Source organism: Pseudomonas sp. KCJK8993, assembly GCF_046230915.1.
Lineage (GTDB): Bacteria > Pseudomonadota > Gammaproteobacteria > Pseudomonadales > Pseudomonadaceae > Aquipseudomonas > Aquipseudomonas piscis.
On sequence record NZ_JBJJLO010000156.1, the window covers coordinates 1 to 11,824 of the forward strand.

Annotated in this window: 7 protein-coding genes; all 7 read left to right on the forward strand. The window is 64.7% G+C overall.

The window, feature by feature from the left end; genetic code table 11:
• The first annotated feature begins 165 nt into the window (after positions 1–165).
• Positions 166–1,617, forward strand: coding sequence for a serralysin family metalloprotease (locus ACK6AU_RS29665; RefSeq protein WP_409303185.1), 1,452 nt, complete (start codon positions 166–168; stop codon positions 1,615–1,617).
• A 93-nt stretch (positions 1,618–1,710) separates the two neighbouring features.
• Positions 1,711–2,097, forward strand: a complete 387-nt coding sequence (locus tag ACK6AU_RS29670; protein WP_185698818.1) for an AprI/Inh family metalloprotease inhibitor — start codon at positions 1,711–1,713, stop codon at positions 2,095–2,097.
• Positions 2,098–2,312: 215 nt separating this feature from the next.
• The gene (locus ACK6AU_RS29675) at positions 2,313–4,100 is read left to right on the forward strand and encodes a type I secretion system permease/ATPase (RefSeq protein ID WP_409303187.1); all 1,788 of its coding nucleotides are present in this window, start codon (positions 2,313–2,315) and stop codon (positions 4,098–4,100) included.
• A gap of 14 nt (positions 4,101–4,114) precedes the next feature.
• A complete protein-coding gene (locus ACK6AU_RS29680; RefSeq protein ID WP_409303193.1) occupies positions 4,115–5,431 on the forward strand; it encodes an HlyD family type I secretion periplasmic adaptor subunit in 1,317 nt (438 codons plus the stop codon).
• A 2-nt stretch (positions 5,432–5,433) separates the two neighbouring features.
• Entirely contained in the window at positions 5,434–6,795 is a 1,362-nt protein-coding gene (locus ACK6AU_RS29685) for a TolC family outer membrane protein (protein ID WP_185698821.1), read from the forward strand.
• Positions 6,796–6,842: 47 nt separating this feature from the next.
• On the forward strand, positions 6,843–8,528 hold the full coding sequence (locus tag ACK6AU_RS29690) for a polyurethanase (RefSeq protein WP_409303189.1): 1,686 nt from the start codon (positions 6,843–6,845) through the stop codon (positions 8,526–8,528).
• A 136-nt stretch (positions 8,529–8,664) separates the two neighbouring features.
• The gene (locus tag ACK6AU_RS29695) at positions 8,665–11,664 is read left to right on the forward strand and encodes an autotransporter domain-containing protein (protein ID WP_409303191.1); all 3,000 of its coding nucleotides are present in this window, start codon (positions 8,665–8,667) and stop codon (positions 11,662–11,664) included.
• The last annotated feature ends 160 nt before the right edge of the window (positions 11,665–11,824 follow it).

Genomic DNA, 11,824 nt, shown 5'->3' on the forward strand with positions numbered 1-11,824 from the left:
GAGTTTCCCGGAACAGTGGAATTTGACGTCAAAAAAGTAGTGGACGTCCGATTTCAAATTGTGTCAGTTTCCTTGCGCCTACTTAAGGCGAGTGATAGGACGATCTCGCCAGGGATTGTCGCTATCGGACAAAAACTGTTCCATTGATTACAAGGAAGTGTGTTTATGTCGAAAGTAAAAGTGAATGACGCTATTGATGCCGCCGAACAACAACTGGTGCCTTTGGCAGCAGCAAGTTCGGCGTATAACCAGGTCAATAGCTTCAGCCACCAGTACGATCGTGGCGGCAATCTCACGGTCAATGGCAAACCTTCGTTCTCGGTCGACCAGGCCGCCACGCAGATCCTGCGCGACGGTGCTTCGTACAAGGACCTGAACGGCAATGGCAAGATCGATCTGACCTATACCTTCCTGACCTCGGCCTCCCAGAGCACCATGAACAAGCATGGTATCGCCGGGTTCAGCCAGTTCAATGCCCAGCAGAAAGCCCAGGCCGTGCTCGCCATGCAATCCTGGGCCGATGTGGCCAATGTGGTCTTCACCGAGAAGGCTTCCGGTGGTGATGGCCACATGACCTTCGGCAACTACAGCAGCGGCCAGGATGGTGCTGCGGCGTTCGCCTACCTGCCGGGCACTGGCGCGGGTTATGACGGGACTTCGTGGTACCTGATCAACAGCAGCTATACCCCGAACAAGACCCCGGACCTGAACAACTACGGTCGCCAGACCCTGACCCACGAGATCGGCCACACCCTGGGCCTGGCCCACCCTGGCGACTACAACGCCGGGAATGGCAACCCGACCTACAACGATGCGACCTACGGGCAGGACACCCGCGGCTACAGCATCATGAGCTACTGGAGTGAAAGCAACACCAGCCAGAACTTCAGCAAGGGCGGGGTCGAAGCCTATGCGTCCGCTCCGCTGATCGATGACATCGCGGCGATCCAGAAGCTCTACGGTGCCAACTACGCCACCCGTGCCGGCGACACCACCTACGGCTTCAACTCCAACACCGGGCGCGACTTCTACAGCGCGACCTCGTCGGCCGACAAGCTGGTGTTCTCGGTGTGGGACGGTGGCGGCAACGACACCCTGGACTTCTCCGGTTTTACCCAGAATCAGAAAATCAACCTCAACGAGACCTCGTTCTCCGACGTTGGTGGCCTGATCGGCAACGTTTCCATTGCCAAGGGTGTGACCGTGGAGAACGCCATCGGTGGTTCGGGCAACGACCTGCTGATCGGTAACAATGTCGCCAACGAACTCAAGGGCGGTGCCGGCAACGACATCATCTACGGTGGTGGCGGTGCCGATAAGCTGTGGGGCGGTTCCGGCGCGGACACCTTCGTGTTCGGTGCCAGTACCGACTCCAAGCCGGGTGCGGCCGACCAGATCATGGATTTCGTCAGCGGCCAGGACAAGATCGATCTGACCGGTATCACCAAGGGCGCCGGCCTGCACTTCGTCAACGCCTTCAGCGGCGCGGCGGGTGATGCCATCCTCACCACCTCCGGTGGTGTCAGCACCCTGTCGGTGGACTTCTCCGGGCACGGCGTGGCGGACTTCCTGGTCACCACCGTGGGCCAGGCAGCGGTCAGCGACATTGTCGCCTGAGTGAAGTAGGCGGAGGGCGGCGCGCATGCGTCGCCTTCCTTGGTTGTATCAGCCCTGGGGCTGAGCGATTCTACTGCGCTGACGGAGGACCCTATGAACCCTCACACCTTGTGTTGCCAGGCGGCCTTGCGGCTGCTGGCGATGCTGACGATGTTTTATGGAGCGATGACCATGGCAAGCAGCCTGCGTTTGGCGGACCCCTCGGAGCTGGTTGGACACTGGCAATTGCAGCAGGCGGCCCAGCCGGGCGAATCCTGCACCCTGGACTTGCTGCAGGGTTCGGCCCTGGGCGATGGCGTCGAGTGCCTGTCCAGATGGATTGGTGAAACCGCCGTGGGCTGGTTCCCCGAGCCCGACGGTATTTCCATCACCGGGCGCGAAGGGTCCAGGGTGATCTTTTTCAGTCGCCAGCAGGAAGGCCGGTATGAAGCACGCCTGAAAAGTGACGGCCTGATAGTCCTGCAGCGTGCCGCTAATTAACGGTCGGTGATGTTCGTCTAGTTCAATATTCGACGGCCACTATATTGTCTTTCGCTTGACCGACAGGAGTATGTTCGGGCTGCTGTTGCAAACAGCTGTCCGAATTGTCTGTGTCCGCAGGCTTTATGAACTAAGAAGAGCACTTTGTTAGTGATGTACTACATTGTCTCCTCGCCATCGAACGCGGATTAACAGCTCAGGGATATGGTTAAAAAATGGTGAAGAACACTCATCCCGCACCACTGTTCAAGGCACTGGGCGAATATAAAGGCATCCTGATCAGCGTTGGCTGTTTTACCGCGCTGATCAACTTGCTTATGCTGGTTCCTTCTATCTATATGCTGCAAGTCTATGACCGGGTGCTGTCTTCGCAGAACGAGACCACCCTGGCGATGCTGTCGCTGATGGTGGTGGGCTTCTTCGTCTTCATCGGCCTGCTGGAAGTGCTGCGCAGCTTCATCGTCATCCGCATCGGCAGCCAACTGGAGCGGCGCTTCAACCTGCGGGTCTACCAGGCCGCGTTCGAGCGCAACCTCGCCCGCGGCGAGGGGTATGCCGGACAGTCCCTGGGCGACTTGACCCAGATTCGCCAGTTCCTCACCGGGCCGGCGCTGTTCGCGTTCTTCGACGCCCCCTGGTTCCCCATCTACCTGCTGGTGATCTTCGCCTTCAACGTCTGGCTCGGGGTCATGGCCACCGCGGGCGCGGCCCTGCTGATCGCCCTGGCATTCCTCAACGAGGCCATGACCAAGAAGCCCTTGAGCGAGGCCAGCGGGTATTCGCAGCGGTCCACGCAGTTGGCCACCAGCCACTTGCACAATGCCGAGACCATCCAGGCCATGGGCATGCTCGGTGCCTTGCGCAAGCGCTGGTTCGGCGTGCACTCGCGCTTTCTCGGCCTGCAGAACCAGGCCAGCGACACCGGCGCGGTCATCAGCTCCCTGAGCAAGACCTTGCGCCTGTGCCTGCAATCCTTGGTGCTGGGGCTGGGCGCCTGGCTGGTGATCAAGGGCGACATGACCGCCGGGATGATGATCGCCGGCTCGATCCTCATGGGCCGGGCCCTGAGTCCCATCGACCAACTGATCGCGGTGTGGAAACAGTGGAGCGCCGCCAAGCTGGCCTACAACCGGCTGGATTCGCTGCTGCGCGAGTTTCCTCCGGGTGACAGCGCCATGTCGCTGCCCGCGCCCAAGGGCCAGGTGAGCTTCGAACAGGTCAGCGCCGGCCCGCCCGGGCGGCGCATGGCGACCCTGCAGCAGGTGAACTTCAGCCTCCAGGCCGGTGAAGTACTGGGGGTGCTGGGCGCTTCCGGCTCCGGCAAGTCGACCCTGGCGCGAGTGCTGGTGGGCGTGTGGCCGACCCTGGCTGGCACGGTGCGCCTGGATGGCGCCGATATCCACCGCTGGAACCGCGATGAGCTGGGCCCCTACATCGGCTACTTGCCCCAGGACATCGAACTGTTCACCGGCAGCGTCGCCGAGAACATCGCGCGGTTTCGCCAGGCCGATCCGGAACAGGTGGTCCAGGCCGCGCAGATGGCCGGGGTGCATGAGTTGATCCTGCGTCTGCCCCAGGGCTACGACACGATCCTGGGTGATGATGGCAGCGGCCTGTCCGGCGGCCAGAAGCAGCGGGTGGCCCTGGCCCGGGCGCTGTATGGCAGCCCGAGCCTGGTGGTGCTCGACGAACCCAACTCCAACCTCGACACCGTGGGCGAAAGCGCCCTGGCCGCGGCGATCGCCCAGCTCAAGGCCCGGGGAACCAGCGTGGTACTGGTGACCCACAGGTCTTCGGTGCTGGCCCTGGCCGACAAGCTGCTGGTGCTCAATGAAGGGCGCCTGCAGGCCTTCGGCCCCAGCCAGGAAGTGCTCAAGGCCCTGGCCGGCGCACAGCAAGCCCAGGCCCAGGAAGCACCTCGGGAGCGACCTGCCGCATCGGCTCCCGGCGGCTTGAGCATGAGCCGCCAGTACCAGGTCCCGACGCGGAATCAAGGCGCATGAGCAAGGACAGCAACATGATGATCGAACAGGACTACGTGCCCGAACGGGTCGAACGCGACGCCGGTTTCTTTGCCCGCCTGGGCTGGTTCCTGGCACTGGCCGGCGCCGGCAGCTTCTTCCTCTGGGCCGCCCTGGCGCCCCTGGACCAGGGGATCCCGGTGCAGGGCACGGTGGTGGTGTCCGGCAAGCGCAAGGCCGTGCAATCCATGAGCAGCGGTGTGGTCAGCCGGATCCTGGTGCGTGAAGGCGAAAGCGTGAAGCAGGGCCAGCCGCTGTTCCGCCTGGACCAGACCCAGGTGGCGGCGGACGTGCAGTCGTTGCAGGCCCAGTACCGCATGGCCATGGCCAGCCTGGCGCGCTGGCGCAGCGAACGCGACAACCTCAAGCAGGTGGACTTCCCGGCGCAACTGACCAGCAGCGACGACCCGCGCCTGGCCCTGGTGCTCGAGGGCCAGCGGCAGCTGTTCAGCAGTCGGCGCGAGGCCTTCATGCGCGAACAGGCGGGGATCCGCGCCAATATCGAAGGCGCCACCGCGCAGTTGGCGGGCATGCGTCGAGCCCGCAACGACCTGGACAACCAGGCCGGTTCCTTGCGCCAGCAGCTGGCTAACCTGCAACCCTTGGCCGACAACGGCTATATACCGCGCAACCGCCTGCTGGAGTACCAGCGCCAGTTGTCCCAGGTCCAGCAGGAGCTGGCGCAGAACACCGGTGAGAGTGGTCGGGTGGAGCAGGGCATTCTCGAATCCCGGCTCAAGTTGCAGCAGCACAGCGAGGAATACCAGAAGGAAGTGCGCAGCCAACTGGCCGAAGCCCAGCTCAAGACCCAGACCCTGGAGCAGCAGCTGACATCCGCCGGTTTCGACCTGCAGCACAGCGAGATCATCGCCACCGCCGACGGCATCGCGGTCAACCTTGGGGTGCATACCGAGGGTGCGGTGGTGCGTCAGGGCGACACCCTGCTGGAAATCGTGCCCCAGGGCACCCACCTAGAAGTGGAAGGGCGGTTGCCGGTGAACCTGGTGGACAAGGTCGGCACCCAGCTGCCGGTGGACATCCTGTTCACGGCCTTCAACCAGAGCCGCACCCCCCGGGTCTCCGGCGAGGTCAGCCTGGTCTCCGCCGACCAGCTGATCGATGAGCGCACCGGCATGCCGTACTACGTGCTGCGCAGCAGTGTCAGCGACCAGGCCATGGAAAAGCTCGACGGCCTGGTGATCAAGCCCGGGATGCCGGCGGAAATGTTCGTGCGTACCGGCGAGCGCTCATTGCTCAACTACCTGTTCAAGCCCCTGATCGACCGGGCTGGTTCCGCCCTGACCGAAGAATAAGGATGTCGCGTCGCATGAGTAAGTTTTCCATCCTCGCTGCAACCCTGTCCTTGCTGGTGTGCCAGGGGGCCCAGGCCATGGGGCCGTTCCAGGTCTACGAGCTGGCGCTGCGCAACGACCCGGTGTTCCTGGCCGCCATCAAGGAACGCGACGCCGGCCTCGAGAACCGCATCATCGGCCGGGCAGGATTGCTGCCCAAGTTGAGCTACAGCTACAACAAGGGCCACAACAATTCCAAGGCCACCTATCCAGCTCCCCGGGGCGGTAGCCAGACCGACAAACGCAACTACGACAGCTATGGCTCGTCCCTGACCTTGCAGCAGCCCTTGCTGGACTACGAGGCCTACGCCAACTACCGCAAGGGCGTGGCCCAGGCGCTGTTCGCCGACGAGAACTTTCGCAGCAAGAGCCAGGAGTTGCTGGTGCGCGTCCTGGACTACTACACCAAGGCCTTGTTCGCCCAGGACCAGATCGATATCGCCCTGGCCAAGAAAAAGGCCTTCGACCAGCAATTCCAGCAGAACCGCCACCTGTTCGAACAAGGCGAGGGCACCCGCACCGACATCCTCGAGGCCGAGTCGCGCTACGAGCTGGCCACCGCCGAGGAGATCCAGGCCCGGGACGAACAAGACGCGGCCCTGCGTGAGCTGGCGGCGCTGATTGGCGAACCGGCCATCGACGTGCGTGACCTGGATCCGCTGCAGGAGGGCTTCCAGTCGTTCGCCTTGAGCCCGGCCAACTACGACAGCTGGCACGAAATGGCCCTGAGCAACAACCCGATGCTGGCCTCCCAGCGCCAGCGGGTGGAGGTGGCCCGCTACGAGGTGGAGCGCAATCGCGCCGGGCACCTGCCCAGGCTCAGCGCCTATGCCACCTCGCGCCAGAACGAGTCCGAGAGTGGCAACACCTATAACCAGCGCTACGACACCAACACCATCGGTATCGAGATCAGCATGCCGCTCTACGCTGGCGGTGGGGTCTCGGCCTCGACGCGCCAGGCCAGTCGCAATATGGAACAGGCCGAGTACGAGCTGGACGGCAGGACCCGGGAAACCCTGATTGAACTGCGCCGGCAATTCAGTGCCTGTCTATCAGGGGTGAACAAGCTACGCGCCTATCAGAAGGCCCTCACCTCGGCCGAGGCGCTGGTGGTCTCCACCAAGCAGAGCATCCTGGGCGGCGAGCGGGTCAACCTCGACGCGTTGAACGCCGAGCAGCAGCTGTACACCACCCGACGCGACCTGGCCCAGGCCCGCTACGACTACCTGATGGCCTGGACCAAGCTGCACTACTACGCAGGAACCCTGCGTGAAACTGACCTGGCCAGGGTCGACGAGGCCTTCGGTCAACGCACGGTGCCCTAGGCCTTTGCCGAAGGACGCGGGCACAGGGATAAAAAAGGAGAAAGCGGATGAGCATCTTCGATTACAAGAACGCCCTTGGCAGTGCCGGTAAAGCCCAGTACAGCGACGCCATCAACCTGGCCCTGTACGCCTCGTCCCCCACGGGACAGCCCTTGCCGGGCACGTCCTGGCGACCGATCAGCGCGACACAGCTGGGCTATGAGGGCAACGTCAGCGCCCAGGGCACCATATCCGGCGAGCAAGCCTCGGTCAGCGATGCCCAGGTGGAGATCCTCGGCAAGTACGACGCCAGTGGGCAGTTGCTGTCCATCGGCATCAGTTTTCGCGGCACCGACAGCCTGGCCGATGCGGTGAACGACCTGCAGGCGGCGTTTTCCCCGGGTTTTGCCGACAACTACAGCCGCCTGGCCTTCGACAACCTGCTGGGCAAGGTCGCCGCCTTCGCCGCCGCCCAGGGCCTGGCCGGCAAGGACGTGCTGGTCACTGGGCATAGCCTGGGCGGCCTGGGGGTCAACAGCCTGGCGGCCATGAGCGGTGAGCACTGGGGCGGTTTTTTCAAGGATGCCAACTATGTGGCCTTCGCCTCGCCGACCCAGAGCGCCGACAGTCATCAGGTGCTGAACATCGGTTATGAGAACGATCCGGTATTCCGGGTGTTGGACGGTACCCACTTCAACGCCTCGTCCCTGGGTACCCATGACCGGCCCCAGGACTCGGCGACCAACAACATCGTCAGTTTCACCGATCACTATTCGTCGCTGCTGGGCAAGCTGGTGCCCCAGAGCATCCTCAACCCCGCGTCCTGGTCGGCCCATAGCGCGGTGGACTACGCCGCGGGGCTGAATCGCCTGATCGCCTCGGATTTCTATGACCTGACCAGTAGCGATTCCACGGTGGTGATTTCCAACCTGTCCGAGGGCAAGCGCGACCAGGTCTGGGTCAAGGACCTCAACCTCTACTCTGAGCAGCACAGCGGCAGCACCTTCATCATCGGCACCGAAGGCAACGACCTGCTGCACGGCGGCAAGGGCAACGACTACCTGGATGGCGGCGCCGGCGACGATCGGTTCCGCGATGATGGCGGCTACAACATCATCCACGGTGGCCAGGGCCATAACGTGCTGGAGCTGCGCCAACCCTTGCAGAACTTCTCCATCGCCAACGACGGCGACGGCACCTTGTACATCCGCGATGCCTACGGCGGTATCAGCATGACCCGCGATATCGGCGCGCTGGTCAGCCACGAGCAGGGCAGCTTCTGGCAGTGGGGCGGTCGGGACGTCACCTACAGCCTCAGCGCCGACGGCATGTTCGACGGCCAGGCGTGGTACGCCTACAACCATTCCCTCAATGGCGATGGCGGTGGCAACACCCTGTTGGCCGGCGTCGATGGCGACTGGTTGTTCGGTCATGATGGCAACGACTTCCTGGGTAGCGACAGGCCCAACGTGACCTTCGTCGGTGGCAGCGGCAACGATGTGATGCAGTCCGGCGGTGGCGGGGTGAACACCTTTTTGTTCAGCGGCAACTTCGGCGATGACCTGATCCACGGTTACCAGGCCAGCGACAAGCTGGTGTTCATGGGCGTGCCGGGGGTCGATGCCCATTTCGACTACAGCCAGCACCTGTCCCAGAGCGGTGGCGACACCTTGCTCAAGGTGGGCGACTACTCGGTGACGCTGCTGGGCGTCGGCATGGAGGGAGTCAACGGCTCGAGCTTGGTTTTCGCCTGAAATCCAAGTCACAGGCCAGAGGCGGGCGACCGCCTCCGGCTCGATAGGGCCGCGGGCTTGCGGCCAGGCAATGCAGCGACACACCGATCGACCCGGAACGGGCGGTCCGACAACAAAAACAAGAGAAGTCATCGACATGGATGTGAGATGTGATCAGCTCAAGACGCTGACAGGCACCCTGTGCCTGGCGTTCGCCACCGCGTTGCCGCTGTCGGCCGTGGCGGCCTATCAGGAGACTGGCCGCCTGGGCGACCCCGCCAGTTGGCGCTCGGCCGAATACCGGCAGGATTGGGGCCTGGAGCGCATGCAGGCGAGCCAGGCCTACGCCGCCGGGATCACCGGCGCCGGGGTCAGCATCGGTGCCCTGGACTCGGGGTTCGATGCCGCCCACCCGGAGGCCAGTCCCGGACGTTTTCACGCGGTTACCGCCACCGGCCAGTATCTGGACGGCACCCCGTTCAGCGTGTCCGGGGTGCTCAATGGCGCCAACGACAGCCACGGTACCCATGTCACCGGCACCATGGGCGCGGCCCGGGATGGCGTGGGCATGCATGGCGTGGCCTTCAATGCCCAGGTGTATGTGGGTAACACCAACAAGAACGACAAGTTGCTGTTCGGCACCGACCCCGATCCACGGTATTTCAAGGCGGTCTACGGTGCCCTGGTGGATGCCGGGGTGCGGGCCATCAACAACAGCTGGGGCAGCCAGCCCAAGGATGTCAGCTACCAGACCCTGGGTGATTTGCGTGCGGCCTATGCCCAGCATTTCCAGCAGGACACCTGGCTCGACGCCGCCGGCGACGTGGCGCGTCGCGGCGTGATCAACGTGTTCAGCGCCGGCAACAGCGGTTATGCCAACGCCAGCGTGCGCTCGGCGCTGCCGTACTTCCAGCCGGAGCTGGAAGGCCACTGGCTGGCGGTGTCGGGCCTGGACAAGAACAACCAGCAGAAATACAACCAGTGCGGCATCGCCAAGTACTGGTGCCTGGCCGCCCCGGGCGCGGCGATCAGCAGTACCGTGCCGGGTGGCGGTTATGCCACCTACAACGGCACCTCGATGGCCGCACCCCACGCCACCGGGGCCTTGGCCCTGGTGATGGAGCGTTATCCCTACCTGAACAACCAGCAGGCCCTGCAAGTGCTGCTGACCACCTCGCGCCAGCTCGATGGCTCGCCGACCCAGGGACCGAGCAACCTGGTGGGCTGGGGCGTGCCGGACCTGGATCGGGCGTTGCACGGCCCCGGGCAGTTGCTGGGGGAGTTCGACGTCAACCTGGGGCGCGGGCAGGGCGATATCTGGAGCAACGGTATCTCCGACCAGGCCCTGGTGCAGCGCCAAGCCGAGGATGCCGCGGAACGCCAAGCCTGGCAGCAGACCCTCAAGGATCGCGGCTGGGAAAATGGCCTGGCGGCGGGAGCCAGCCAGCAGGATCGCACTGACTACGCCCTGGGCATGGCCCGGGACGCGGCCGCCGCGCAACGGGTCTACCAGGGCAGCCTGGTCAAGTCCGGTGCCGGTTGGCTGGTGCTTGCGGGGGACAACAGCTACCGCGGCCCGACCCGGGTCGATGGCGGGTTGCTGGCGGTCAACGGCAACCTGCAATCGGCGGTGACGGTCAATGCCGGCGGCACCCTGGGCGGCAACGGCCGGATCGCTGCCCTGACCGCCAGGGCCGGGGGCGTGGTGGCGCCGGGCAACTCCATCGGTACCTTGAATGTCGCCGGCAACCTGGATTTGCAGCCGGGCTCGACCTATCGGGTGGAGCTGTCGCCCACGGCCAGCGACCGGCTCGTGGTGGGCGGCCAGGCCAGTGTCGCTGGCGCCAATCTCAGCCTGGTGCCCGAGCCCCAGCCGAACCTGCTGGCCGGCGGCCCGGTGGCGAGCCTGGTGGGGCGCCAGTTCGACATCCTGCAGGCCGCGGGCGGGGTCAACGGACGCTTCGCCCAGGTCCAGCCCGGCTACCTGTTCCTCGGGACCCTGCTCGACTATTCGGCCGGCGGCGTGCAGCTGGAGGTGAGCCGCAGCGCCGCGACCTTCGACAGTGTCGGGGCCACGGCCAACCAGCGCGCCAGTGGTGGCGCCGTGGAGCGGTTGGGGCCGGGCAACCCCGTGTATGAAAGCCTGTTGCTCTCGACCTCGGCGGAGCAGGCCCGGGATGGCCTGCGGCAGTTGGCCGGGGAGATCTACCCGGCGCTGGATTCGATGCTGCTCAGCCAGGGCGCGCTGGTGCGCGATGCCCTGGGCGAGCGTGCGCAAGGTGGGGCCCTGCAGACCGACGCCGCTGGTACCACAGCGGGTGAGGCGGGTGCGTCCCAGCTCTGGCTCAAGGGCCTGGGCAGTTGGGGGCGGATCGAGGGTGTGCAGGGCAGCGAGTCCTATACCAGTTCCCTGGGCGGCCTGCTGCTGGGCCTGGACCGTGACGTCGACGAGCAGACCCGGGCCGGCCTGGCCGCCGGCCACAGCGACAGCTCCCTGTGCATGGGCGGCAGCCACTCCCGGGCCACGGTCGACAGCTACCACCTTGGCGCCTATGCCCGCCATGACCTGGAGCAGTGGCGCTTGAGCCTGGGCGGCAGCTACAGCTGGCACCGCGCCGAGGTCCGGCGTGACCTGGCCTATGGCCAGGTGTCCGGCCGCCAGCGCGCACGGCTCGATGCTCGCAGCCAGCAGCTGTTCGCCGAGGCGGCCTATCGCCTGGCGGTGTCGGCGGCGCAGTTGGAACCCTTCGCCAACCTGACCTACCAGCACCTGGATCGCGATGCCTTCCATGAGAAGGGCGACGCCGCGGCCCTGCAGGCCGGTGACGAGCAGCGTGATGCCTGGCTCGGCACCTTGGGCTTGCGCGCACGCCAGCAATGGCAACTGGGTTCGCAACAGGACCTGCAGTTGGCGGCGAGCCTGGGCTGGCAGCACCGCCTGAGCGGGACCCAGGATCGCGAGCACCTGGCCTTTGCCGGCAGCGACTTGCCGTTCCGGGTGCAGACGGCACCGGCCTTGCGCGATGCCGCGCTGGTGGGCCTCCAGGCCCGGGTCGGGCTGACCCGCGACCTGGACCTGAGCCTGGACTATCAGGGGCGCCTGGCCAGTCGTGAGCAACAGCATGGTGCAGGACTCAACCTGCAGTGGCGTTTCTGAAACGCCGTGGCGCTGGCGAGCCCATGGGCTTGCCAGCCAGGCGTTGCCATACGGAGTTTGACCAACGCAGTTTTTCATCAATGCAACTAAGGAAGGTCGTAGTGAAGCAAGTCAGAAAGGATGACCGCGCGCTCGGGCAGGGCTGGGCCCTGGCCCCACT